The organism is Metallosphaera javensis (ex Sakai et al. 2022), from assembly GCA_021654415.1.
Taxonomy (GTDB): domain Archaea; phylum Thermoproteota; class Thermoprotei_A; order Sulfolobales; family Sulfolobaceae; genus Metallosphaera; species Metallosphaera javensis.
Map to the genome: position 1 here is coordinate 433,908 of AP024487.1, position 22,508 is coordinate 456,415.

Below are 22,508 nucleotides of genomic sequence, written 5' to 3' on the forward strand. Positions count from 1 at the left end.
ACTTTTCTTCAATAAGACTTTTTATTTATTAGACGCGTAAACTCTTTCATGAGATCTACTGTTAGTGTAATCAAGGCAGATATTGGAAGTCTAGCCGGGCATCATGTAGTCCATCCTGATACAATGGCAGCAGCCAACCGGGTTTTGGCAGAGGCTAAGAGACAGGGAATTATCCTTGACTACTACATTACTAACGTGGGGGATGATCTGGAATTAATAATGAGTCATACCAGAGGGGAATTGGATACAAAGGTCCATGAAACGGCCTGGGATGCGTTCAAGGAAGCAACCAAAGTATCTAAGGAATTGGGTCTGTATGCAGCAGGTCAAGATCTACTCTCCGATTCGTTCTCTGGAAACCTGAAGGGAATGGGTCCAGGGATGGCAGAACTGGACATAGAGGAAAGGCCTTCAGAACCAATTGCCATATTCATGGCCGATAAGACAGAGCCAGGAGCATTCAACCTGCCTCTTTATAAGATGTTTGCGGATCCGTTCAACACCGCAGGTCTTGTGATTGACCCCACAATGAATGAGGGGTTCAAGTTCGAGGTATTGGATGTGTACGAGGGGCAAAGCGTTATCCTGAATAGCCCTGAAGAGATCTATTCCCTCCTAGGACTAATCGGCACTCCAGCTAGGTACGTGATAAGAAGGGTTTACAGAAAGGCCGATAATATGCTGGGCTCTGTAACATCCATAGAGAGGTTGAACCTGATTGCAGGGAAATATGTAGGTAAGGATGATCCTGTTCTCATAGTCAGGTTACAGCACGGGTTTCCCGCGCTTGGAGAAGCTCTAGAGGCGTTCTCATTTCCGTACCTAGTCCCTGGATGGATGAGAGGAAGCCATTATGGTCCCATAATGCCTGTATCGCAAAGAGACGCCAAAGCCACTAGATTCGATGGACCACCAAGACTCATAGGACTAGGCTTCAATGTGAAAAATGGAAGACTAACTGGGCCGTCTGACCTCTTTGACGATCCTGCCTTTGACGAAACTAGGAGAATGGCAGCCATGATAACTGACTACATGAGAAGACATGGTCCATTTATGCCCCACAGGCTTGAACCAACGGAGATGGAGTATACTACCTTGCCAACGCTAATAGAGAAGTTGAAACCTAGGTTTAAGAAAGAAGAGGATGTAGCTAAAGCTAAACCCAGCGTTTACACGTCAAAGGATCAGGGAATGGACTAAATTTATTTTACTCAACGATTAACAACAGTGGGTGATCACGTGGGTAATATATATACGAGGGACATCAAGAGAATCGGCCAACAGATATACGAGCTGTATAAGGACCAAATTAGTACTGACTATGAAAAAAACAAAGAACTGGTAAAACAGGTAGTTGACGTATACTCTAAGAAAGTTAGAAACAGGATTGCTGGATATATAACTAGGAAGGCTAAACAGGCCAGCAGACCTGTAGAAGCTACAGAACAGCAGGAAGATCTAGAGGAGTGAAATGGTTAAAGTATTGCTTAGAGGTCCTCTAGTATCAATTTTTAACAAAAGCGAATTCTTGGTAGATGGTGATGATTTACTCTCGGTACTGTCAAAAATCGATAATCGTGGGATTATAGTTAATGATGGAAAAATTAAGCCCGGTTACCTTATCTTGGTAAACGGAGCTGATTTTAGGCTGTTGAAGAGTAGCAGTCTGAAAGATTCGGATACCGTGGACATTATCCCTATAAACCATGGGGGTTAAGTCTTGGAAATACTAGAATTACAAATAGAAAAAGGACTGGATGTCAAATCCCTCATTAAATACGATGAGAACTGCGTGTCACAGGTAGTATTTAGCTTACCTCCACTATCTGTAATAAGACAGGCATGCTACATTTTCTTTAACGGGAAAAATAGAACTAAAATAAGGGATAAAACCCTCTATTTCTTAGCTCTGCTCAGTTCCACGGACCAGCTAAACGAGGCAATGAAAAATACCCTTCCTAAGGACTACGTTGGAAGGGCCTACATTATAAAATGCTGTAAAAATGACTCCTTTTCTGACCCAATTCAAATCTCATCTAACCAAGAAAGAATTAGCTTGAGCAGAAATGCCGTACTTTCGCTTGGGTGAGACATTAATTTATTATCACTATCTCTAGATGTGGTCCAGACTTCCACCCATATTGCTCATCTTGATAGGTTTGATGATACTTCTTTATCCCATTTTCCATTTTCACCTACTATACATTATCATAGCCTTTATTCCTGTTTTACTATTTATCGTCATTTTTAGATTCAAGAAAACCACGCTATTAACTAGCAAGATCATAGACAAGCAAAATGTGTTCGAAATTCAGTCAAATAATCACACATATTCTGGGATTATTCTAAAATTAAATGGAAAAATTGAGTTAAACAAAGATAATATTAATTTTCAGAAAGAATTAGAATCACTTATGGAGACTCTGGGAAGAAGGGATGTAGGATTCGAATATTATGTTGTAACAAGCCTATCAAAAAAGAAGACCTCATCTTCCCTTATATTGCTAAGAGAGTGTAATAATTGTATAGAGGAAATACTTCAAGAAGTCCAAAATATAAGAAATATTTCCAATGCAGTGGCACCTCATATACAGTTAGATGTTACATCCTCATCGAACTCCGCCATTCCACTGCCCAGAGGATGGGGAGAGTTATCCTTCGCCAAGGTTTATGAGAGGGTCATTGACTCTCCAAAGAATACATTGCTCCTGAACGAATATGACGTAGATCTAGGCTATATGAAGACTGACGTTGCGGAGATCAAGACAGGGATAAGCATAAGAGATCTCACCAGACATATTGCAATATTTGGAACTACAGGTAGCGGAAAATCTACAACTGCTACATTATTAGCAAAAAAACTGATTAAGAAAGGGATATCTATAACTATATTGGATTGGCATGGTGAGCATGTTGGGAAAATATCAACCCTTAAAGTTGCAAACAAGGAGAGCCCTGTGAGAATCAATCCACTGAAGCTGGGCGATATAGAGGAGGTAGTAGAGATTATGGGAGACGTGCTCAGACTTACCGATCCTCAGAGATTCCTTCTCTACTCCATCTTACTGAAAATGAGAAGGGCCAATAGATTCGACATGAAGATGTTGATCTCTATCTTAAGGAATATCGAGGAAAGTAGCAATTGGATGAGAGAGGTTAAATACGGACTTTTGAGGAAAATATATCTACTATTCACAAAGGAAGCTAAACTGATATTTGACGATAAGGTAGACAACGTGGAGGTTAAGGAAGGTCTTTTCAATACTATTATAGATTTAAGTTTTATCAGAAATATTAGACTCAGGAGGATATACGGTTTAATGATAATTAAAGTGATATCAGATTATTTCATGAGGGAGAAACCTATGAGCACCTCTCTCCTGATGATTGAGGAGGCCCATAACTTCTTTGCTCATGATAATGATTTCTTGGAAAAACTAATCAGTGAGGTTAGAAAGTACGGATTAGGATTGTGTATAATTTCCCAATCTCCGTCGTCTATATCTCCAGAAGTTTTGAAGAACACAAATATCAAGATCATACACTCAATAAAGTCAGATACAGACAAGCGAATTCTAGCCGAATCCCTATCTCTAACTCCCTCACTCTACGATAGCCTAGATAAGCTGGATGTAGGAGAGGCCCTGTTGTCTGCTCCAAATGTTAGAATACCAGTTCTAGTGAAAATAAGAGAAACAGAATAAATATAAATAGATGTTTAAAAAAGTTAATCCTCTTCTGAGGGCTTCTCAGACTTATTGTCTTTTCCTCCAGTTCCGCCCGATTTCTTTCCTGCTGCTACTAGGTCATCTATCCTGAGTATGAGTGTGGTAGCCTCTGTTGCAGCCTTAATTGCATTCATCTTTACAAGAGCGGGCTCTATAACTCCCCTAGCCCAGTTATCGGTAGGCTGACCAGTATTGAGATCTACGCCGTACCACTTGTTTGCTTCATTCTCGTGCAGAGATCTCAGTTTCATTAACTGATCTATTGGATCAAAGCCAGCGTTCTCAACTAGAATCATCACGAGGCTCTCAAGTGCGTTGGCATATGCCTCTATTGCCAGTTGCTCCTTACCTCCAACTTGTGGAGCCTTCTTTCTTAGCCTCTTTGCAATCTCTATCTCTACTGCTCCTCCTCCTGCCACTGCCCTTCCGTCCTTGATAACGTCCGCCACTGTTCCCAAAGCATCTCTCAATGCTCTCTCCGTCTCATCTACAACTCTTTCTAGACCTCCCCTAATGAGTATACTAATGGCCTTTGGATTCTTGGCTCCTTCCACAAACACCATCTTGTCCTCTCCTATCTTTCTCTCCTCTACAAGTGCCGCATGTCCTAGATCCTGCTCTGATATCTCCTCAATGTTGGACACTACCCTACCTCCTGTGGCTCTTGCCAACTTCTCTAGGTCACTCTTCTTTGCCCTCCTCACTGCTAGAATGCCTTTCTTTGCCAGATAGGACTGTGCTACCTCGTCTATACCTTTCTGGCAAATTATTACATTAGCTCCTGTTTTTGCTATCATGTCTACCTTTTCCTTGATAATGTTCTCCTCTTCCTGCAAGAATCTCTCCATCTGGGTTGGATCGTTGATTCTTATTTCAGCATCAAGCTCTGGCTTTTCTACCTCCAGTGGAGCGTCAATCAATGCTATCTTTGCGTTCTCCACTCTCTTGGGCATTCCAGGATGTACGACTTCCTTATCTACAATTATACCATATATTAGCTGTGTGTCATTTATACTTCCACCTGCCTTCTTAACTATCTGGATATTGTCTAGGTCAACGTACCACTTATCCCCTCTGAGCTCTGCCACCTGGGACACTGCTTTAACTACTACATCGCTCAGATATTCCCTAGAACCTGCAACTGCCTTGCTGCTTAGCGAAGTCATGGCAACCTTCTTCATCAGCTCTACGTCATTAATACTAACAGGTTGAGCTATCTCTTGAATCGTCTGAAGGGCTACCTCTTCAGCCTTCTTGTATCCGCTGATAATAATCGTTGGGTGTACTTCCTTGTATAGCAAGTCCTCTGCTTTCCTAACCAGTTCTCCAGAGAGAATCACAGCGGTCTTGGTTCCATCGGCTGTTTCTTCGTCCTGACCCTTAGCTATCTGAACAAGGAGTTTGGCAGCAGGATGTTGCAGATCCATCTTATCCAACAAAGTAGCTCCATCGTTGGTAATTGTAATGTCTCCAAGACTGTCTACAAGCATCTTGTCCATACCTCTAGGTCCGTATGTAGTCCTTAGCGCCTCTTCCACTGCCTTGACGGCCGCAATATTGGCCCTAAGTGCCTCCTTTCCAAAAGCCCTACTTGAACCTTCTTTCAAAATTATTACGGGAATACCTTCCGGAGTTGTAGCAACTGTAGCTTGTGAAGCCATAACGGTCACCTTTCAGCATCTCTTAGAAAGAGGTTATATAAAAACTTTTCTTATCTGGTTTACCGATCGATGTGGTATCGATTAACCAGTAATCCTTTTCCGGCTAATTGACCAGAAATAATCTAGTCAAAAATAAAACTTACTAATAACATTTTTCTATAACTAAGTATATTCAGAAAACTCTAAATATATTTTTCTATAACTAAGTATATTCAGAAAACTCTAAATATATTATATTTTCTTGTTTCTAATTTAATTATACTTTAATCTCAGATTGGTCAAGTATTCTCATTATTTCCAGTTTTATAGTAAATGGAATTTGTTTTGCAACTCTCTTTATATTTTCTTCATCTGTATAATACTGTTTAAAAAGGTTTTTAATACGGGCTCTATTATTACCATAGATTAAATAATATGTTAATAATACTCTAGTCTTAAATTTTAACCCGCTGAATATACCTTTATCTTCCAGATATTTGTATATTCGGAAGGTTACTCTATCACTTTGCAATTTATATAATGCGTCCAATGAAATCGGGGAATAGATTCTGGATATATGAATACGTCTATCATTACCAGATAAATTTAGTTTAACTCCCTTAAACTTTCTCATAAACCTTGTTTTCTTCATTAATTCTATAAATTCTCTATAAGAATCTAGCCTATTATTCTTAAGAATATAACCCTGGCCCGATGTTCTTGACACCTCTTCTGCATAAACAGGCCTATAGTCGTAGACCTTATCCAATGTGGTCCCACAATCTCCACATACGATCTCACCTCTTACATAGTCCCATAGTAGATTCTTTGAGCCACAGTAGTCACATATCAAGGTATCCATGTATAGCAGAGTGATAGACAAGTTCATCCATGCTTCTTTACCCTAGTAAATTGTGGGAGATTAAATCGAAACTAATTTAGTTATGACATATTGATGTCATGAAAATGGACAACGTTTTCGAGGATTTAATGGATAGCCTCTCAAAGAACGATATGGAGGATGTCATATCACGCGCAAGGGAACTAGAGAAGAGCGATACATCGGCATGGAACAGATTTGTAGTTTACCTAGATTTGAGAACCAAGGGCAAAAAGGTATCAATCTCCAACATAAATTCTAGCCTAGGGATTTTGGACAAAAATAACAAATTAATCGGATTAGTGCTAGTTATATCTGAGAATGAATCGATAGACATAGAGAAAATAGTAGAATTAGTAAAATTTGCAAAATCGATGAGGATAGAAATTTTCATGGCGCTTGTGGATAAGTACGGAGATATAACATATTATACTCTGGAGGAGATAAACTTAACGAAGTGATTTCGATGGTATCCTATGAGCCTATGCGCGGAATGGAGGATTATTTTGATGCGGACTCAAAGGTAATTAGATGGATTGAGGACAGTTTCCGAGAAACGGCAGAGATTGCAGGTTACAAGGAAGCAATGACTCCCATAGTTGAAGACTTTGAGCTGTTCTCCCTTAAGGGTGGAGAAGAGTTAAGGAATACAATGTATGTCTTTAAGGACAAAGGGGATAGGGAAGTAGCTTTGAGGCCAGAGATAACACCGAGTATAGTGAGACTATACCTAAACTCCTTACAGCACTACCCTAAACCCTTGAGAATCTTTTACATAGGTAGGGTTTACAGATATGATGAACCGCAGCAGGGTAGATACAGGGAATTCAGACAGGCAGGAGTAGAGCTATTGGGCTCCGATTCTATTATGGCAGATATAGAAGTACTTCATTTATTAGAAAATTTCTATAGAAAAATTCATCTTAAGGATAAGATTTCAATTAAAATAAATAATATTGGAATTTTCAGAATAATTTTTAATTATCTCTCACTTAATGACCAGGTACAGGAGCATCTGTTACACCTCTTGGATAAGGGAAAAATAGAGGAGGCTGAGAAAATCCTGGGTGAGAAAATAAGCGAGAACTCTAAGATTAGACGATTCGTTCAGATTTTAATCACTAACGGTAAATCCGTTAAATTGAATGAAGTAATGGATGAGGCCGAAAAGACAGAAGTACCAGAGTTAAAAAACGAAATAGAAAAACTAAGACTTCTCTCCGATGTTCTGTCCTCTCTTAATCTTAATCACACGCTAGATTTTGGGTTCGTCAGGGGACTGGCGTATTACACAGGTCCCATCTTCGAGGCGGTGAAAAAAGATCTTCCCTTCAGTATAGCAGGGGGAGGGAGATACGATTCACTGGTGGAAGTCTACGGGGGGAACAGGACACCTGCTGTTGGCTTTGCCATAGGAATTGAAAGAACCATGTATGCCATTGATAGGGACAAGATGAAATTAAACCCAGAGGTGCCGGTCATAGCTGTTGTAGCTCTGGACATGTCGGTAATTCCGCATGCTCTCACAGTGGTATCTATGCTTCGGGATAGGGGATTCGTAACTATTCTGAATAACAAGGAAATCTCCCTATCTAAACTAGTACCATTCTATGCTGAACAGGGGTTCACGCATTTGGTAATTATAGGACAGAAGGAGGTTACGTCAGGGAAAGTCACAGTGAGAAACCTAATTAAACGGGAGCAATTATCGGCAGAACTAAAGGAACTGCCAGATATGATAGTTCTATCCGACAAATGAGATACAAGGATCTCTTTGGCATACCAACCACCCTAGTTATATTTGCATGTACCTTACGCTAGACCTCTTAGCACTGTATAGATCTGGAGATTACCACAACTCAGCGATACCGTAACCATACAGAAGAGAGAATGGAATTAAGACAAATATTATAACCCTTAGAAGAGTAGATTGAGAGGGAATATTAATGGAAGAATTACCTTCAACAGCTGTTGGTATTAGACTTCAAGATGGAGTAGTTTTAGGAGCAGTCAGGCGATTAAGTTATGGAGGTTACGTACTAAGTAAGTCCGCTAAGAAAGTCTTCCCCATTTCAAGGTTTGGAATAGGAGGAGCGGGACTTTTCGGAGATCTTCAGGCGCTCACAAGAATAATGAATGCCAACATTAAGTATTACGAGCTCTATAACAATAGGCCTATTTCCACCAGAGCAGCGGCGAAACTACTTTCGATTATACTTTACCAATACAAATACATGCCCTTTATCTCTGAGGTTTTATTCGGAGGAGTTGATAACGGAGAACCTCAGCTATACGTTCTAGATCCTTTGGGATCTCTTCTCGATGACTTATACGCAGCTGTAGGTTCCGGAGCTAGGGTAGCCATAGGAGTCCTAGAGGCTGAGTACTCGGAGAAGCTAACATTGGCTCAGGGAAGGGAGCTTGCTATCAAGTCGTTGAGGGCTTCAGCAGAGAGAGATGTAACTTCTGGAGATGGAATTGATATACTAACCATCTCGAAGGATGGAAAAATAAATACAGAGTTTCTATCCTCTTAACCTACTCTATAAATTTCTTTAAACTATCTCTAAATGGCGGGTATGCTATTCCTTTTTCGGTTATAATTCCCGTTATTAGTTCTGGCGGAGTTACGTCAAAGGCGGGATTAAGGACCTCTGCGTCCTTTACCGTGATCTCAACCATGTTTAGTACAGTTTTTACCTCGTCTGGTTTCCTTTTCTCAATTACAATGTCGTTAGCCCCTGTCCTGTCTATGGTACTTGTTGGAGCAACCACGTAGAAATCCGCTCCGTGATATTTGGCTAGTATGGAAATTCCATAGGTTCCTATCTTATTGGCCACGTGGCCGGAAACCAGGATTCTGTCTGCACCCAAAATCACCTTAGTAATCCCTTCATGCTTCATGGCATATGCCACCATATTATCTGTGATCAGCTTTGAGGGTATTCCGTCCTTGGTTAATTCCCACATGGTCAGTCTAGCTCCCTGTAATAAAGGCCTTGTCTCTGTTGCGATAACCCTGATGGATTTCCCTTGCAACCACGCAGTTCTTATAACTCCAAGAGCGGTACCAAAACCTGCAGTAGCTAACGAGCCTGTATTACAATGGGTGAGAATTACGTCCCCATCCTTAATTACTTGGCTACCTATCTCTCCCATTCTCCTGTTAATCTCTATATCCTCCTTCTGAATTCTCAATGCCTCTTCAACTATCTGATTTTTGAATTCCTGAGGAGATACACCATCTGAAAGCAGTGAGTTGGCCTTTGATTTCATCCTGTCTATGGCCCAGAACAGATTATATGCGGTAGGCCTAGTTCTGCTGAGTCTCTCCGCCGCCTTATTCACCACCTGGTACAATGTCTGGATATCACCCTGCGAATTATACACCGCCGCCGCGATACCCAACGCTGCCATAACACCTATTGCGGGGGCACCTCTCACCTCCATGGTCTCTATAGCTCTTGCAACGTCCTCATAGTTAGAAGACTCCTTGTACTCCTCTTTCCATGGTATGGCACTGGTGTTTAGCCAGACCACCTTTCCATTCTCAAATTTTAAAGGAACTATATCGCTTAGCCTTCTCACATTTACCCACTCTTCTTTACACAGAAGTATACATGGTCCATAACATTTAGTCCTGCTCTCTTCAGAAAGTCGTCCTTGCTAGATATTCTTAGAAGTGGACCGAAGAATGAGATGATGGTTACATATGCACCCTCATTCTTCTTCTTTTGGGTTACTACATAACCATGTGCGCAGAAATCCCTTTCGGTGAAATCCGGTCTTTCCTTGGAAAGCACTATATTTACACTTTCTCCGTCATTAAACATGTTAAGCGAGGATATCATATCCAGATTAAATTCAGTGTCCTGACACTTCATGGAAATCACCAAAAGGTCTCTCAGTTCTCCTCTTTTTATAGAATCTATTTTGCAAGTTTCTGAAAATGCATAACTACTGAGCACGGGAATCACTCCACTATTTAAATCCCCATATTTTAACTTTATGTGGGTTTGGTTATGAGCGCCTCAAAAAGAATCGTGGCTGACATGAACTCACTACTGGATAAAACAGTGGTGGTTAAACTAAGTAATGGTAAAAGCTATTCGGGGCAGTTATCCTCATACGAGCTGACTCCATTTATGATAAGCCTAATTAATGCGAAGGACAGTGAAAATAACTCCTTTTACAAGGTATTAATAAATGGCAACGTTATTTCAGAGATCCTAGTAAAGTCCGTTCCAATCTTCGATGCTAGAGAGTTTGCTGAAGTGGTTCAGAAGAACCTAGGCCTGAGACCTGGTGACGTAAAAGTGTACGAAGAAGTTGGAATTATCACAGTGATGGAGAGAATTAAGGTATCTGAAAGCGGAGTTGAAGGTAGCGGTCCTATGGCTCAGAGAATATATGACCTTTACAACGAGTATATTGCCAAGAAGAAAGGAGACACGAAATGATAGGTGACTTTGAGGTCAAGGATGAGGATCTGGCCGGTAGGATAGCAGTACTGGAAACTAAGCACGGCAAGCTAGAAACTCCTGCTTTTTTCCCCGTCATAAATCCCCTGAAACAGGAGATTTCCCTTGAGGAGCTCAGATCTATAGGTTTCAATAATTTTATTACAAATTCGTTCATTTTAAAGAAGAACGGTGTTATTCCCAATACCATTCATGAGAAGTTCGGTGACAATTTCATTATTATGACGGATTCGGGAGCCTATCAGATACTTGAATACGGGGAAATAGAACAGACAAACAGGGATATTGTATCATACGAGGCCAAAATCAGGCCAGACATAGCAGTGTTTTTGGACATACCAACAGGCAATGCAGACGATAGAGAGGAAGCCAAACTTTCCGTGGAGACAACCCTAGAGAGAGGAAAGGAAGTTATTGACATAGTAGATCAAAACCAAGATATAATCTGGGTTCACCCCATCCAAGGTGGCCCGTTTCTTGACCTCGTGGAATACTCCGCTAAGGAAGCCAGTAGAAGGGCAAGCTACAAAATGCTAGCCCTTGGAAGCCCTACAGTCTTTTTGGAGAAATACAAGTATGACACCCTAATGGACCTGATTTACACCGCCAAATCTAACGTTAGCAGGGGAATTCCATTTCACCTATTCGGGGGAGGAGTACCTCACATCATCCCCTTTGCAGTGGCGCTAGGTGTGGATTCCTTTGACTCCGCCTCCTATGCAATTTTCGCTAGAGATAATAGGTACTTAACGGGGGAGAGAACATATAGGCTTGAGGATCTTGAGTACTTCCCCTGTAGTTGTCCCGTATGTTCTAGATACGATCCATCTGAGTTACTGGAGATGAAATCGGAGGATAGGTACAAACTTCTAGCTATCCACAACCTCTGGAAGATAAAGGAAGAGATGAACAGAGTAAAGCAGGCCATAAAGGAGGGGAGATTATTCGAGTATATTCATCAGAAGGCCTATTCCCATCCGGCCCTTTACTCGGCATTCAAGTCCATGCTCAAGTACTCCAGTTATCTAGAAAAGTACGATCCGAGGGTCAAGGGTAACGTTAAGGGAGTCCTCCTATTCGACGCCAACTCAATGAAGAGACCTGAGCTTTTAAGGCACTCTGAATTTATGGAGGAGTTAAGCCCCAAGAAAGCTAAGGCTTTGATAATCTGTGGAGATAGATTGAACAGCCCCTTTATCTCAGATCCTAAGGTTAAATCGATACAGGGAAAGAATAAGGATTATGACCTATTCGTTGCACTTCCCTTCTACGGTTTAGTTCCTGTAATGGCATCGGAAGCCTTTCCCCTATCACAGTTTGAGATTCCAGATACGCTCGACGAAATCACAATAAGCGAGACGGTCTCCAAAATAAAGGAGATATTGCGCAATAAAAACTACGCAGAGATAAAGTTCATGGAATGTGAAAAATCTGCACTGTCACATGTAATGTCTATCAACACCACTCTTTGAAAGCTCCTTCTGTATCATTTCAAGTTGCCTTTGAAGTTCCTGCTCTATCTTTTTGGCATCCTCATAAAGTTCCTTGGTGTCTATGTTGAAGCCAATAACTTTGTTTATAACATCCACGGCCACAGCTGCCGCACCCGGATCCAATCTCTCTCTGTCCGCGTATGGAAGCAGGATAGTGGCTGGAAGGTCCTCTATTTCAGCATAAACCGTGAAGAGGGCAAGCGGTCCAACCATGATAAGTTGTTTGTTAAGAGTGGGATAGGGTAAATCTATTGAACTTTTACTGGTTTTCATCCACTTTATGGACTCATTGACGTCCTTGTATCTCTTATCTAGACCTCCTATTAGGATTGAGTCCTTCAACTGAACCTTCTTCAACCATTTAACTAAACCATGAGCGAAGTTGCTCCACTCCCTCTGAAAAGGTAGTAGATGATTCAGGAGCACTAGAACCTTGAACTCATCGTCATAGAATAGCTCGAAGGGTGTTGCAACTCCGTAATCGTCCAGAAAGGTAACATCCCTGAGATACTTTGTGGTCACAAACCCCACTCTTCTCATTCTTCTGGATAAAACGATATGTCTCACTGACAGGTAACCAACCTCTCCCAAGGTCCTAAATCCTGAGATGAACCTGGAATTTGCAAGCTCGTTCTCTGAGATGTCCTTTAGAATTACTTTCGTATCTTCCACCTCTCCCTAACTGTTAATGCTACTCCCCTTTTATATTCCATCACTTCCTCGCCTGATAGCCTCATTTTTCCTATTGCCAACAACTCGTCATCCTTGTTCACAACAATGGCCTCGTCTCCGGCTCTCAATCTCCTATCCACGTTCTCCACATGCTTGGCGAAAACATTACCCTCCCTCAGTATTGCATCTTCCACCTCCTTCCTTACCACCACCCTGAGGCTTGGGAAGGGAGTACACTCTTTCAGTTTTCTTCCTGCGTTAATGGTTAAGGAGAAAAGCCCATCCTGAGGTCTTAAGACCAGGAAAAGGCCATCATCCGAAACAACGTTCCTAATACGCCACGTGTTCACAGACCTCTGAATCTTGAACGACTCTTGGGAGTCAAATAAACAGTTACCAATACCAAAACCAAATTGATAATCGGCTATGGCCTTTAACACGTCAAGATAGGGGAGAGCGTCCTCTGGTTCTGTTACAAATTGCTTGTATCGGTTCTGATTCATACATACTTCTCTCCCCTATCCACTACTTCCTTACTTAATTTTTTGGATCTTAACCTCTCAATGGCGCTCCTGAAATGGGCCATGTTGATCACGTTGCTGTCGTTCCTTATTGCAATGTAACCTGCTTCTGTGCAGAGATTTTTGAGATCTGCGCCACTGAATCCTTCAGTCATCATGGCGAGCTCATCCACGTTAACCGAGTTATCCACCTTCATCTTCTGCAGGTAAATTCTTAGTATCTGCTTCCTTCCATCAACGTTGGGCAAAGGTATCTCTATCAGTCTGTCAAACCTTCCAGGTCTCAGAAGTGCTGGATCAAGTATATCTATCCTGTTCGTGGCAGCTATGATCTTTACGTTGTCCAAAGGTTGAAAACCATCTATCTCTGCAAGGAGTTGCATCAATGTTCTCTGAACTTCCCTCTCCCCACTGGTCCCCAAATCAATTCTCTTGGCGCCAATAGCATCTATCTCGTCAATGAATACAATGGAAGGCGCCTTCTTTCTAGCCAGCTCAAATACGTCCCTGACTACCCTAGCTCCCTCTCCCACAAACTTCTGAGCGAACTCCGAGGCCACAACATGTATAAATGAGGCATTACTCTCGGAGGCGACGGCCTTGGCCAGCATAGTTTTCCCGGTACCTGGAGGACCATAAAGAAGTATCCCCTTAGGGGGAGTAATCCCAAGTTCCTTGAATAGTTCAGGCTTCTTGAGGGGAAGCTCCACTACCTCTCTGACTTCCTGAATTTGCTGATCTAGGCCCCCTATATCCTGATACCTTACATTGGGTCTCTCCACCACTTCCATGGATCTTACCAAAGGATCATCCCTGTCCCTCAGGACCTCAACAACTGCAGAACCTCTTTGATTTAGGGCCACGTATTTGCCCACCTTAATGGAGCTAAAGTCAACCGTTCCTGATACGTTCACCACCAAGTTTGGACCTGAAGTACTCTTAACCACAACTCTACCATCTTCAAGAATATCCAGGACAATTGCCTCTATTAGTGGCGGACTCAGTAATTTCTCCATTTCAGACTTGTAGTAGTTCAGCTCCTTTCTCAGGCTCTCGGCCTCCATCTGCATGGTCCTTATCTTCTCCTCCAGAATCCTCACCGCGTGCTCATCGGTAACAGAAGTATCCCTTGAAAATTCTAGTTCATCAGACAAACTAGATCGAATAACTCATTTGTTAAGTTAGACTAAAAATGTTTATCGCCAACTATTATACATGAGACCAATGAAAAAAGGCGTAGAGACATATTGCGAAATGTGTGGAAACAGGATTGATGGACCTAGTTTCTCAGTGAAATTTGAGGGTAGTACCATAACGGTTTGTAAGTCATGTTATGAGAAAATCAAAAAACACTCCACCCTAGTCCCCAGGGAGACCAAACCCCAGCCTGCTAAGCAGAAGAAGGTGGCTAAGACCGAGGAGACGGAACTTGACATAGATGAGGATTATCCCAAGATAATCAAGGAGGCACGGGAAAGATTACACCTGAGCACTAAGGAACTAGCGGAGAGAATGAAGGTACAAGAGAATATTATAAAGAGAATGGAGATGGGGAAACTGAAACCTACCATAGGTGAGGCAAGAATGCTGGAGCGCATACTAAACGTGAAGCTTGTGATACAGGTCAGCCAAGGAAAGGGCAAGTCTCAGGAGCCTGAGGATCAAACTCTAACCCTAGGAGATATCATCAGGATCAGGGAGGGGAAGAAGTGAAAGCAACCCTCTTCGTATCACACGAGTTTGCCGACGAAGCGATGTCCCTGCTTGAAACTGCTGGATACGAGGTTGAGAAGACATATCCTCTCCCATCTAGACCCAACAGGCTTTACTACATTCCTCAGGACAAGGTGAAGCTCCTGCAGGAACAGAAAACCGACGCCGTCGTGGTCTTTGATCTCCTATCTCCTAGGCACTTCATAAATTTAAACAGGTCGCTGAGCGGAAAGAAGGTCCTCGATAAGCTCCTCCTTCTGCTGGAAATATTCGCCCTCCACGCCGGATCCAAGGAGGCCAAACTTCAAATTGAACTGGCCAGATTAAAATACGAATTACCAATTATCAAGGATATATATAGTAAAACCAAAATATCAGAGCAACAGGGACCTCTGGGTGCAGGTACTTACGGCGTCGAGTCCACGTTAAGACTTTACAACAGGAAAATATCGAAGATTACGAAAGAGCTAGAGGGACTGAGAAAGTTCAGAGAGGTACAGCTCAGGAACAGAAGAGAGGAGTTTCCCTATGTGGCAATCACGGGCTACACAAACGCCGGGAAGACCTCGATCTTTAACGCATTGACGGGGCTGAACAAGCCAACGGATCAATCAATGTTCACCACCACTGCTCCCAAGAGATACGCGATCTCCATCGGGCCCAAGAAGGTGACGCTGGTTGATACGGTGGGTTTCATCAGGGGAATTCCACCCCAGATAATTGATGCCTTCTTCGTGACCTTGTCAGAGATAAGATACGCTAATGCCCTGTTACTCGTGGTGGATATCTCGCTGGAGGACTCCCTGCTCCTAGAAATGACCAGATCCTCCTTCGAAATTCTCCGGGAGTTGGGAATCTCGGGCAAACCCATGGTGATAGTGGGGAATAAGGCTGACCTAGTGGACGGGAGATCAAAGGAGAAAATGGAAATGATATACTCCCTGAGCGACAAGCTATACTCCCCCATAACAGATACTATTTTAGTTTCAGCTAAAAGGGGCTGGAACTTAGATAGTCTGAGGGATAAGATATTCTCCCTAGTCAACTGAAAGATGTATACGTGCTCAGGCTTGGTCACAGGCCTCAAAGGGATAAGAGGGTCACCACACACGTAGCCCTAGTTGCGAGGGCATTTGGGGCCAAGGGTATTTACATTCAAGGGGATGATCGGAAACTTATCAAGAAAATTGAGGACGTAATCAATATTTGGGGAGGAAAGTATTTCAGAATTGAAATGATATCCAATCCAAGAAAATTAGTAAAGGACTGGAAAGCTACGGGCGGTAAGGTTGTACATCTCACCATGTATGGAATAAACTTGCCAGACGTGCAGGAAAAGATACGTGAGCTGGACAAAATTCTAGTGATTGTGGGCGCAGAAAAGGTTGAGGGGTGGTACTATCACATGGCAGACTTCAACGTCGCCATCTCCAATCAGCCACACTCAGAGGTGGCATCCCTAGCTCTCTTTCTTGATAGACTATATAAGGGAGAACAGCTAAATATTATGTTTGGGGACGGCAAAATTAGTGTTATCCCTATGGAGAGAGGTAAGAAGGTGACCAGACGTGACGACCAGTAACATTGATCAGCTCATGAAGGATATGGCAAGGGATCTCTTGGGGGAGGACGTTATAGACGTGCTTTCGTTCCTTCTTGACAACAAGACAGAGCTGACTGACGAGGACATGGCCAACAAACTCAATGTTAAGGTTAACGAAGTCAGAAAGAAACTATATGCTCTTGCCGAACACGGGCTAGTGAGTTACAGGAGAACCAGAGATAAGGAGACCGGATGGTATGTGTATTACTGGAAGGCTAACGTGGATCAGATAAATGAACTTCTTCTATCGCGCAAGAGGGAAATCCTGAACAAGCTCAAGGCCAGACTTGAATATGAAACCAATAACGAATTCTATATTTGCCCGGAGGACAAAACCAAGTATACCTTTGAGGAGGCCTTTGAGAATGAGTTCAAATGCCCCAAGTGTGGCGTTCAGCTGGTTTATTACGACTCAGCCAAGATGCGGGAATTCCTGGAACGCAAAATCAGGGAAATAGAAGAGGAGATTTCCAGGGAGACTAAGGTTGGGAGTTCCTAAGGTAGTGGACCTTTTTTCAGGAGCCGGAGGATTCGGGAGAGGTTTTAAGGAGACAGGATTTCAGATCGCTGTCGCTGTGGAGTTAAATCACGCTGCTTCGAGAACGTACTCGGCTAATTTTCCCACAACCACAGTCCTGGAGGAGGACGTTCGAGAGATCACAGGGAGGGAGATAATGGCGGAGATTGGTTCTGAGCCAGACGTCGTAATAGGAAGCCCGCCATGTGAACCCTTCACCGCCGCCAACCCTCTAAGGATGGACAACCCGGTGGATAGGCTGTATGAAGATGATAGAGGGGCATTAACTCTGGAGTTTATCAGACTGGTGGGAGAGCTAAGACCCAAGGTTTTCGTCATGGAAAACGTTCCATCCCTGGTGGAGACCAAGGAATTGAGGGAGGCCCTCATCCACGAGTTTAGAAAGGTAGGATATGAACCCGTGTTCAACCTTTTACGGGCTGAGGACTACGGGAATCCCTCAAGAAGGGCCAGGGTTTTCATTTCCAATCTTAAGCTTGAACTGAAGACTGTGCCCAAACGAACTGTGTGGGATGCGATCTCAGACCTGGAGAACAGGTTCGATGTTCCTAATCACGAAGTTGTGGAGGTAAATGAGAGGAAGTTGAGGGAAATGGCATCCCTAGAGTATGGAGACTACATGACGATGTTCCGTGGTCATAATAAGGACATTCCGCTTTATGTGAGGCTAGATCCTATGGATATTGCGCCCACGGTCATGGGGAATTCCAAGTTTGTCCATCCCTTCAGTCCCAGGTATTTGACGGTTAGGGAACAGGCCAGATTGATGAGCTATCCAGACTATCACGTGTTCTATGGCAGCAAGGAAGAGCAGTACAATCAAGTGGGCGAGGCTGTACCAGTAGTCTTATCAAGAGGAATAGCATCGAGTATACTCGGTGCTCTTTAGTGGAGATAAGCGTGGTTCTACATAACGTAACAAGTTCGCAGCGGCTAGTGGATTTCGCCAAACTCGTGTTTGGCCTAGACGTTAAGAGACTTGTGTTAACCAAGGTAGGTGGTACGGCCGCACAAGCTGGAATACCGGACGTGGGAAGGCTTGCAGTCAAGACAGGGAAGTCATTGATAGTTCTACCAGACCTAAAGGACGCCATAGAATTACTTGGTTCCAGAAAGGTATACCTCCTGTCTCCCCTTGCTGATAGGGAAGTGGACGAGTTGGATCTATCTCAAGATTCCTTGCTGGTTTTTTCTGGAATAGAAAACGGATTTACAAAAATAGAGCAATCATTAGGGGATCATGTAACCTTGAGGTCCATGAAGATGGACCCCGGACCTATACCCTATGCCAGTGCAGTTCTATACTGTGCACTAGTGGGAGGAAAGAGAGTTTAGACTAGATTTCCTTCAGAAACATATTAATACCACATGAAGGAAATGTAGTTCGCATTATAAGCCCTTGGTAAGGTGTTGGGCCCGTCGTCTAGCCTGGTTAGGACGCTGGCCTTACAAGCCAGAGGTCTTGGGTTCAAATCCCAACGGGCCCACCTCTCTTCTGAAGCGGACACCTTTACATATGCCTCTCTTTCAACTCCTTAACAATTATCCTTCCCAGATTCCGCATAACGCTAGTTTATCTGTTGCCAGTATCCCTGCACATATATGTAGGACTTCAATTACGATGGCAAGTGCCCATGATGTTGCGAGTCCTCCCTTACTGAGTTTTAAGCGTCGAATCAATCAAGAAGGGGCTACTCAATATTTTGTATTTAAGAAGACTCTAATGCAAAATACACAACAAACCGAACTGGACACCCAAGTATTTCTGAGCTGGTCATAGAAAGCCCTTAAAGTTACCATATCTCAGGTTCAGACCCTAAAATGACAATAGTGGATTTGATCCCTTCAATCACCGTGTGATAATGCGGACCCGCCGGGATTCGGACCCGGGACCTTAGGCTCCGGAGGCCTACGCTCTATCCTGGCTGAGCTACGGGTCCGTCATAACCTTTATTTTCAAGTTATTTAACCTAAACTCCATGGCCGACCCCAAGGAAGTCCTAGCTCAATACGTCCTGCCAATTCTGGCCGACAAGAAGATCATTGGTTTGGGAACCGGCAAGACGGTGCGTAAACTCGTGGAAGTCATGGCCCTACACAATTCCCTTCAGGACAAGAAAGTGGTTACCAGTTCCACCGACACTGATATGTTGGCCTCTAGTAAGGGAGCCATGGTTCTTTCCCCCTTCTCCGGGGTTATTCCAGAGATTTACGTGGATAGCTTTGACTTTCTGGTTGAATCCCGCGGGAGAAAGGTGCTCATCAAGGGTGGAGGAGGAGCATTACTCAGGGAGAAGATACTATCATTTTTCTCTCTACAAAGAATATTTATAGGAGAGGTATCCAAATTCGTGTCCAGAAAGGAGATCCAGGTCCCGGTAGAGATTGTCCCTGCAGGTTTCTCTCTGATTCTCGCCAGACTGAGTCAGATGGGTCTCAACCCAGCACCAAGGGAAGGCACAGGAAAGATGGGTCCCATAGTAACGGACAATGGTAACCTCATCCTCGATATTAACGTAAAGGTTGAGGATCTATGCAGACTAGAGAGAGAACTCAAGACAATCCCCGGGATAGTGGAAACGGGTATATTTTGTGAAAACCTATATGATTCCATAGTGGTGGGGGATAGCGAAGGAAGACTCCAGGTATTTCAGAGAGGCTGAAAGGGCTGTTAAGGAAGGGAGGATTATCGAGCTTAGATCTAGGGAAGGTGGGCCTCCCCTTTTCATTTTCATGGCAAGGGAGAAGGGACTACACAGGGATCACATAGTGGGTCCCAGATCCTGCGATTGCGAGTCCTTCCTTTTCCATGGTATCTTGGAGGATGGGGGAAGCTGTATACACATAGAGGCGTATAACCTGGCATCAAAGAGGGAGAATTTCAGAAAACTTACCGTGGAGAGGAATGAACTTAAGCAGATACTCACCGAGATTTTCGCTTACGGAAAATCCTTAAAACTGAGAAAACTAATTTCATCGAGATGACCGATTTAGCAACCATTCAAATTGTGCTAATAGCTGCTGCCGTGGCAGTGATAGGTGGAGTGACCTATGCGACCTTCGAGGAAATATTAACCGGGATTCCCACAAAGAAGGAACAGGTTAAGGTGGAGAGAAAGAGAAAAGGTGGATCTCATGGGAGGTAAAAGAAAGAAAAGGACTAAGATTGTAAGGGTTAAGCCTCAGCTACCTAAAACCTTCGAATGCCCAAGGTGCGGTAAAATAGCAATTACCATCAAATTCGACAAGTCAGATAGTGGTCCCAAAACTGCCCATATAAAGTGCGGTAATTGCGGGCTCAGCGCGGATCTGGATGGAATTCCCCCGGTCTATGACGAGGCCAACGTTTACGGAAAGTTCCTCGATCTTTACCTTGAAGGAAAGTTGGAAATAAAAGAGGGAAATCAAGAAGAGACTGAAGATCATGAGGATCAAGGGGAAGACAGCGAGCTATCTGCAGAAACTAATTGACGAAGGGCAGCCAATTCATTTTTCTCTAATAGACCCTGATAAGGTGAAGGACCTAGAGGGATTGGGTAGAGTTGCATCAAGCCTGTACAGGGCTGGCACCTCGGCCTTTCTCATTGGTGGCACTCTGGGGGTTTCAAAGGAGAAACTGGACGGAATAATACACGTCCTCCAGGACTTCCGTATTCCAAAGATAATTTTCCCCAGCAACATCAACCTGATATCGGAGAAGGCTGACGCAATTCTCTTCATGTCCCTTCTCAATTCGGACGACCTATACTACGTGATAGGGGCACAGGTTTCTGCTTCAATAATCGTGAAGACCATAGGCCTGGAACCCATACCCACCGGTTACCTTATCGTGGGGCATGGGGGAACAGCAGCACATATAGGGAGGGCTAGGGTTGTCCCCTATGACAATCCGGAACTGGCGGTGGCCTACGCCCTGGCAGCGGAATACATGGGGATGGAGTATCTTTACCTAGAGGCAGGTTCGGGCGCACCGGAGACCGTAAGGCCGGAGATGGTTAAGTTCGTGTCCAAGTACTCCAACATAAACCTCATTGTTGGCGGTGGAATTAGGACCCCTGAAAGGGCCGTGGAACTCGTGAGGGCAGGAGCAAAGGCTATCGTGACCGGAAATGTTATTGAGAGTGATATTGAAAGGGCAATAAAAATAATAGAGGCCATGCAGAGAGTTTACAAGATTGAGTAATGCCCTCCACCAAGAAGAAAAAGGAAAACGTTCCCGTAATGTCTATGGCTGGCTTGATCAGGTACTACGAAGAGGAGCATGAGAAATATAAGGTGGATCCCATTTACGTGATCATTGCAAGCGTGGTGCTGGTTGCCGTAGTGGTGGCCATAACCAAGATAATTCCACCGTAGGGCTTCCAAATTGTTCGTCAATTTATCGGATATAAGAAAAATGAGAGAGATGGCAGGGCTAACGCAGACGGAATTGGCCAAGAGGGTGGGTGTTTCCCAGTCCCTTATTGCCAAGATCGAGAAGGGAAAGATTGACCCCAAGCTTTCGGTGGTCAGAAAGATCCTGGATGAACTCACGCCTCTGATTGAGGTATCCGAGGTAGCGGTCAATCTGATGCATTCTCCCGTAATCTCCGCTAAAATGGATGACAGGGTTAAGGACGTGGTGGAGTTGATGGAGAGCAATAACATATCTCAGGTGCCCGTTGTTAACTCTGGCGGGAAACTCATGGGAATGATTTACGATTACATTCTCATGAGGAAGCTTGCTCTTCCATCCTCAAGAAACTTGAAGGCGGTGGACGTTATGGCCCCATTACCGCCCCTGGTAAATTCGTCCACCCCTGTAAATCAGGTCATGAAGCTCCTCACCAGGTACTCAGTCACCCTCGTCGTGGAGGGAGACCTTATTCCCCTGGGCATAATTACCAGAAGCGATTTAATAACATACCTGGCAAGGAAATAGGGGGAGCCCGGCAGGGGGCCACGGGAAACTGGGGAAACTCCAGCCTCTCGCCCTGGGGGAGTCCCGCGAGGGACGGGGTTAGTCGCTCCGACAACTGCACAGAAACGATACCTGCGATAGGCCACATGAAAATGATCATGTTCTCCCTCCGGCGACGGAGGGGGAGGTGTGAGAGACCTATCGCGGGTTGAAACGGCAGATCTCCCCTTGAGCAAGTAGGGGAGGATTGGGCGAAATGACTCTCCTGATACGCAAAGCCTAATCCCCCAAGTACAGAAGCTGGGTTATTGCCTGGGCTCCCCCATTATTTCCTTAATG

Annotated in this window: 30 protein-coding genes, 2 tRNA genes and 1 other RNA gene; 25 read left to right on the top strand and 8 right to left on the bottom strand. The window is 43.8% G+C overall.

The features are described 5' to 3' along the window. The first annotated feature begins 48 nt into the window (after window positions 1–48). The 5 genes from fbp (at window position 49) to QVC96_RS02625 (ending at window position 3,704) form a co-directional block, all read left to right on the top strand. Complete coding sequence (gene fbp / locus QVC96_RS02605) at window positions 49–1,200, top strand: fructose-1,6-bisphosphate aldolase/phosphatase (RefSeq protein WP_238024727.1); 1,152 nt, start codon at window positions 49–51, stop codon at window positions 1,198–1,200. A gap of 39 nt (window positions 1,201–1,239) precedes the next feature. Next, the gene (locus tag QVC96_RS02610) at window positions 1,240–1,470 is read left to right on the top strand and encodes a 30S ribosomal protein S17e (protein WP_238024726.1); all 231 of its coding nucleotides are present in this window, start codon (window positions 1,240–1,242) and stop codon (window positions 1,468–1,470) included. A 1-nt stretch (window position 1,471) separates the two neighbouring features. Next, window positions 1,472–1,717, top strand: coding sequence for a ubiquitin (locus QVC96_RS02615; protein WP_238024725.1), 246 nt, complete (start codon window positions 1,472–1,474; stop codon window positions 1,715–1,717). 3 nt (window positions 1,718–1,720) lie between these two features. Next, entirely contained in the window at window positions 1,721–2,089 is a 369-nt protein-coding gene (locus QVC96_RS02620) for a hypothetical protein (protein ID WP_287689851.1), read from the top strand. A gap of 211 nt (window positions 2,090–2,300) precedes the next feature. Beyond that, window positions 2,301–3,704 carry an ATP-binding protein gene (locus tag QVC96_RS02625; protein ID WP_287689852.1) on the top strand — a complete coding sequence of 468 codons (1,404 nt, stop codon included), beginning with the start codon at window positions 2,301–2,303 and terminating at the stop codon, window positions 3,702–3,704. 23 nt (window positions 3,705–3,727) lie between these two features. Here QVC96_RS02625 and thsB read toward each other — a convergent pair whose 3' ends face one another. Then, the gene (gene thsB, locus QVC96_RS02630; protein ID WP_238024722.1) at window positions 3,728–5,389 is read right to left on the bottom strand and encodes a thermosome subunit beta; all 1,662 of its coding nucleotides are present in this window, start codon (window positions 5,387–5,389) and stop codon (window positions 3,728–3,730) included. Between the two features lie 256 nt (window positions 5,390–5,645). Further along, on the bottom strand, window positions 5,646–6,230 hold the full coding sequence (locus tag QVC96_RS02635) for a TFIIB-type zinc ribbon-containing protein (protein WP_287689853.1): 585 nt from the start codon (window positions 6,228–6,230) through the stop codon (window positions 5,646–5,648). A gap of 104 nt (window positions 6,231–6,334) precedes the next feature. Here QVC96_RS02635 and QVC96_RS02640 point away from each other — a divergent pair, with 104 nt between their 5' ends. The 3 genes from QVC96_RS02640 (at window position 6,335) to psmB (ending at window position 8,785) form a co-directional block, all read left to right on the top strand. Next, window positions 6,335–6,709, top strand: coding sequence for a ribonuclease BN (locus QVC96_RS02640; protein ID WP_238024720.1), 375 nt, complete (start codon window positions 6,335–6,337; stop codon window positions 6,707–6,709). Between the two features lie 5 nt (window positions 6,710–6,714). Next, a complete protein-coding gene (gene hisS / locus QVC96_RS02645; RefSeq protein ID WP_287689854.1) occupies window positions 6,715–8,007 on the top strand; it encodes a histidine--tRNA ligase in 1,293 nt (430 codons plus the stop codon). 187 nt (window positions 8,008–8,194) lie between these two features. Continuing rightward, window positions 8,195–8,785, top strand: a complete 591-nt coding sequence (psmB, locus tag QVC96_RS02650; protein ID WP_238024718.1) for an archaeal proteasome endopeptidase complex subunit beta — start codon at window positions 8,195–8,197, stop codon at window positions 8,783–8,785. 1 nt (window position 8,786) lies between these two features. Here psmB and mtnA read toward each other — a convergent pair whose 3' ends face one another. Then, window positions 8,787–9,836, bottom strand: coding sequence for an S-methyl-5-thioribose-1-phosphate isomerase (mtnA, locus tag QVC96_RS02655; protein WP_238024717.1), 1,050 nt, complete (start codon window positions 9,834–9,836; stop codon window positions 8,787–8,789). A gap of 2 nt (window positions 9,837–9,838) precedes the next feature. After that, window positions 9,839–10,225 carry a DNA-directed RNA polymerase subunit G gene (locus QVC96_RS02660; RefSeq protein WP_425597976.1) on the bottom strand — a complete coding sequence of 129 codons (387 nt, stop codon included), beginning with the start codon at window positions 10,223–10,225 and terminating at the stop codon, window positions 9,839–9,841. Window positions 10,226–10,270: 45 nt separating this feature from the next. On the opposite strand from QVC96_RS02660, the gene QVC96_RS02665 reads away from it, so the two are divergent. Beyond that, window positions 10,271–10,708, top strand: a complete 438-nt coding sequence (locus QVC96_RS02665) for an Lsm family RNA-binding protein (RefSeq protein ID WP_238024715.1) — start codon at window positions 10,271–10,273, stop codon at window positions 10,706–10,708. After that, window positions 10,708–12,201: a tRNA guanosine(15) transglycosylase TgtA gene (gene tgtA / locus QVC96_RS02670; RefSeq protein ID WP_287690406.1), complete on the top strand. Its 1,494-nt coding sequence runs from the start codon at window positions 10,708–10,710 to the stop codon at window positions 12,199–12,201. Before QVC96_RS02665 ends, tgtA begins: the two co-directional genes overlap by 1 nt. Here tgtA and QVC96_RS02675 read toward each other — a convergent pair. From QVC96_RS02675 to QVC96_RS02685, 3 genes are read right to left on the bottom strand one after another with little or no spacing between them, the layout of a single operon-like run. Further along, window positions 12,169–12,894: a proteasome assembly chaperone family protein gene (locus QVC96_RS02675; RefSeq protein WP_287689855.1), complete on the bottom strand. Its 726-nt coding sequence runs from the start codon at window positions 12,892–12,894 to the stop codon at window positions 12,169–12,171. The genes tgtA and QVC96_RS02675 overlap by 33 nt on opposite strands. After that, window positions 12,876–13,397 carry a PUA domain-containing protein gene (locus QVC96_RS02680; protein WP_238024713.1) on the bottom strand — a complete coding sequence of 174 codons (522 nt, stop codon included), beginning with the start codon at window positions 13,395–13,397 and terminating at the stop codon, window positions 12,876–12,878. Before QVC96_RS02680 ends, QVC96_RS02675 begins: the two co-directional genes overlap by 19 nt. Continuing rightward, window positions 13,394–14,569: a proteasome-activating nucleotidase gene (locus tag QVC96_RS02685; protein ID WP_287689856.1), complete on the bottom strand. Its 1,176-nt coding sequence runs from the start codon at window positions 14,567–14,569 to the stop codon at window positions 13,394–13,396. Before QVC96_RS02685 ends, QVC96_RS02680 begins: the two co-directional genes overlap by 4 nt. Before the next feature lie 70 nt (window positions 14,570–14,639). Between QVC96_RS02685 and QVC96_RS02690 the strand changes: the two genes are divergently transcribed. From QVC96_RS02690 to QVC96_RS02720, 7 genes are all read left to right on the top strand, one after another. Beyond that, the gene (locus QVC96_RS02690; RefSeq protein WP_287689857.1) at window positions 14,640–15,128 is read left to right on the top strand and encodes a multiprotein bridging factor aMBF1; all 489 of its coding nucleotides are present in this window, start codon (window positions 14,640–14,642) and stop codon (window positions 15,126–15,128) included. Further along, on the top strand, window positions 15,125–16,177 hold the full coding sequence (gene hflX, locus QVC96_RS02695) for a GTPase HflX (protein WP_287689858.1): 1,053 nt from the start codon (window positions 15,125–15,127) through the stop codon (window positions 16,175–16,177). The genes QVC96_RS02690 and hflX overlap by 4 nt, the downstream gene beginning before the upstream one ends. Further along, on the top strand, window positions 16,174–16,710 hold the full coding sequence (locus tag QVC96_RS02700; RefSeq protein WP_238024898.1) for a tRNA methyltransferase: 537 nt from the start codon (window positions 16,174–16,176) through the stop codon (window positions 16,708–16,710). The genes hflX and QVC96_RS02700 overlap by 4 nt, the downstream gene beginning before the upstream one ends. Window positions 16,711–16,723: 13 nt before the next feature. Then, entirely contained in the window at window positions 16,724–17,230 is a 507-nt protein-coding gene (gene tfe, locus QVC96_RS02705; RefSeq protein ID WP_238024891.1) for a transcription factor E, read from the top strand. After that, window positions 17,217–18,158: a DNA cytosine methyltransferase gene (locus QVC96_RS02710; RefSeq protein ID WP_238024710.1), complete on the top strand. Its 942-nt coding sequence runs from the start codon at window positions 17,217–17,219 to the stop codon at window positions 18,156–18,158. The genes tfe and QVC96_RS02710 overlap by 14 nt, the downstream gene beginning before the upstream one ends. Then, window positions 18,158–18,604 carry a RecB-family nuclease gene (locus QVC96_RS02715; RefSeq protein WP_238024709.1) on the top strand — a complete coding sequence of 149 codons (447 nt, stop codon included), beginning with the start codon at window positions 18,158–18,160 and terminating at the stop codon, window positions 18,602–18,604. Before QVC96_RS02710 ends, QVC96_RS02715 begins: the two co-directional genes overlap by 1 nt. 77 nt (window positions 18,605–18,681) lie before the next feature. Then, window positions 18,682–18,756 (top strand) — tRNA-Val (locus QVC96_RS02720). Window positions 18,757–19,134: 378 nt separating this feature from the next. On the opposite strand, the gene QVC96_RS02725 is transcribed toward QVC96_RS02720, so the two are convergent. Next, window positions 19,135–19,209 (bottom strand) — tRNA-Arg (locus QVC96_RS02725). 39 nt (window positions 19,210–19,248) lie between these two features. Here QVC96_RS02725 and rpiA point away from each other — a divergent pair. The 8 genes from rpiA to rnpB all read left to right on the top strand — a co-directional run bounded on the left by rpiA (window position 19,249) and on the right by rnpB (window position 22,491). Continuing rightward, window positions 19,249–19,932, top strand: a complete 684-nt coding sequence (gene rpiA / locus QVC96_RS02730; RefSeq protein WP_238024708.1) for a ribose 5-phosphate isomerase A — start codon at window positions 19,249–19,251, stop codon at window positions 19,930–19,932. Between the two features lie 70 nt (window positions 19,933–20,002). Further along, entirely contained in the window at window positions 20,003–20,254 is a 252-nt protein-coding gene (locus QVC96_RS02735; RefSeq protein ID WP_238024707.1) for a metal-binding protein, read from the top strand. Further along, window positions 20,251–20,415: a hypothetical protein gene (locus QVC96_RS02740; protein WP_238024706.1), complete on the top strand. Its 165-nt coding sequence runs from the start codon at window positions 20,251–20,253 to the stop codon at window positions 20,413–20,415. Before QVC96_RS02735 ends, QVC96_RS02740 begins: the two co-directional genes overlap by 4 nt. Beyond that, a complete protein-coding gene (locus QVC96_RS02745; protein WP_238024705.1) occupies window positions 20,405–20,740 on the top strand; it encodes a transcription elongation factor in 336 nt (111 codons plus the stop codon). Before QVC96_RS02740 ends, QVC96_RS02745 begins: the two co-directional genes overlap by 11 nt. Then, the gene (locus tag QVC96_RS02750) at window positions 20,694–21,452 is read left to right on the top strand and encodes a geranylgeranylglyceryl/heptaprenylglyceryl phosphate synthase (RefSeq protein ID WP_238024704.1); all 759 of its coding nucleotides are present in this window, start codon (window positions 20,694–20,696) and stop codon (window positions 21,450–21,452) included. Before QVC96_RS02745 ends, QVC96_RS02750 begins: the two co-directional genes overlap by 47 nt. Beyond that, window positions 21,452–21,625, top strand: coding sequence for a preprotein translocase subunit Sec61beta (locus QVC96_RS02755; RefSeq protein ID WP_238024703.1), 174 nt, complete (start codon window positions 21,452–21,454; stop codon window positions 21,623–21,625). The genes QVC96_RS02750 and QVC96_RS02755 overlap by 1 nt, the downstream gene beginning before the upstream one ends. Window positions 21,626–21,665: 40 nt before the next feature. After that, entirely contained in the window at window positions 21,666–22,190 is a 525-nt protein-coding gene (locus tag QVC96_RS02760; protein WP_238024702.1) for a CBS domain-containing protein, read from the top strand. 1 nt (window position 22,191) lies between these two features. Continuing rightward, an RNA gene (rnpB, locus tag QVC96_RS02765) (RNase P RNA component) lies at window positions 22,192–22,491 on the top strand. The last annotated feature ends 17 nt before the right edge of the window (window positions 22,492–22,508 follow it).

What these genes read in the sequence shown, in the direction of transcription:
- QVC96_RS02735 (WP_238024707.1), top strand. Translation starts at nt 20,003, where the DNA reads ATGGCAAGGGAGAAGGGACTACACAGGGATCACATAGTGGGTCCCAGA.
- QVC96_RS02755 (WP_238024703.1), top strand. Translation starts at nt 21,452, where the DNA reads ATGCCCTCCACCAAGAAGAAAAAGGAAAACGTTCCCGTAATGTCTATG.
- tfe (WP_238024891.1), top strand. Translation starts at nt 16,724, where the DNA reads ATGAAGGATATGGCAAGGGATCTCTTGGGGGAGGACGTTATAGACGTG.
- QVC96_RS02640 (WP_238024720.1), top strand. Translation starts at nt 6,335, where the DNA reads ATGGACAACGTTTTCGAGGATTTAATGGATAGCCTCTCAAAGAACGAT.
- QVC96_RS02665 (WP_238024715.1), top strand. Translation starts at nt 10,271, where the DNA reads ATGAGCGCCTCAAAAAGAATCGTGGCTGACATGAACTCACTACTGGAT.
- psmB (WP_238024718.1), top strand. Translation starts at nt 8,195, where the DNA reads ATGGAAGAATTACCTTCAACAGCTGTTGGTATTAGACTTCAAGATGGA.
- rpiA (WP_238024708.1), top strand. Translation starts at nt 19,249, where the DNA reads ATGGCCGACCCCAAGGAAGTCCTAGCTCAATACGTCCTGCCAATTCTG.
- hisS (WP_287689854.1), top strand. Translation starts at nt 6,715, where the DNA reads ATGGTATCCTATGAGCCTATGCGCGGAATGGAGGATTATTTTGATGCG.
- thsB (WP_238024722.1), bottom strand. Translation starts at nt 5,389, where the DNA reads ATGGCTTCACAAGCTACAGTTGCTACAACTCCGGAAGGTATTCCCGTA.
- QVC96_RS02750 (WP_238024704.1), top strand. Translation starts at nt 20,694, where the DNA reads ATGAGGATCAAGGGGAAGACAGCGAGCTATCTGCAGAAACTAATTGAC.
- QVC96_RS02740 (WP_238024706.1), top strand. Translation starts at nt 20,251, where the DNA reads ATGACCGATTTAGCAACCATTCAAATTGTGCTAATAGCTGCTGCCGTG.
- QVC96_RS02690 (WP_287689857.1), top strand. Translation starts at nt 14,640, where the DNA reads ATGAAAAAAGGCGTAGAGACATATTGCGAAATGTGTGGAAACAGGATT.
- fbp (WP_238024727.1), top strand. Translation starts at nt 49, where the DNA reads ATGAGATCTACTGTTAGTGTAATCAAGGCAGATATTGGAAGTCTAGCC.
- QVC96_RS02760 (WP_238024702.1), top strand. Translation starts at nt 21,666, where the DNA reads ATGAGAGAGATGGCAGGGCTAACGCAGACGGAATTGGCCAAGAGGGTG.
- QVC96_RS02615 (WP_238024725.1), top strand. Translation starts at nt 1,472, where the DNA reads ATGGTTAAAGTATTGCTTAGAGGTCCTCTAGTATCAATTTTTAACAAA.
- QVC96_RS02745 (WP_238024705.1), top strand. Translation starts at nt 20,405, where the DNA reads ATGGGAGGTAAAAGAAAGAAAAGGACTAAGATTGTAAGGGTTAAGCCT.
- QVC96_RS02680 (WP_238024713.1), bottom strand. Translation starts at nt 13,397, where the DNA reads ATGAATCAGAACCGATACAAGCAATTTGTAACAGAACCAGAGGACGCT.
- QVC96_RS02635 (WP_287689853.1), bottom strand. Translation starts at nt 6,230, where the DNA reads ATGGATACCTTGATATGTGACTACTGTGGCTCAAAGAATCTACTATGG.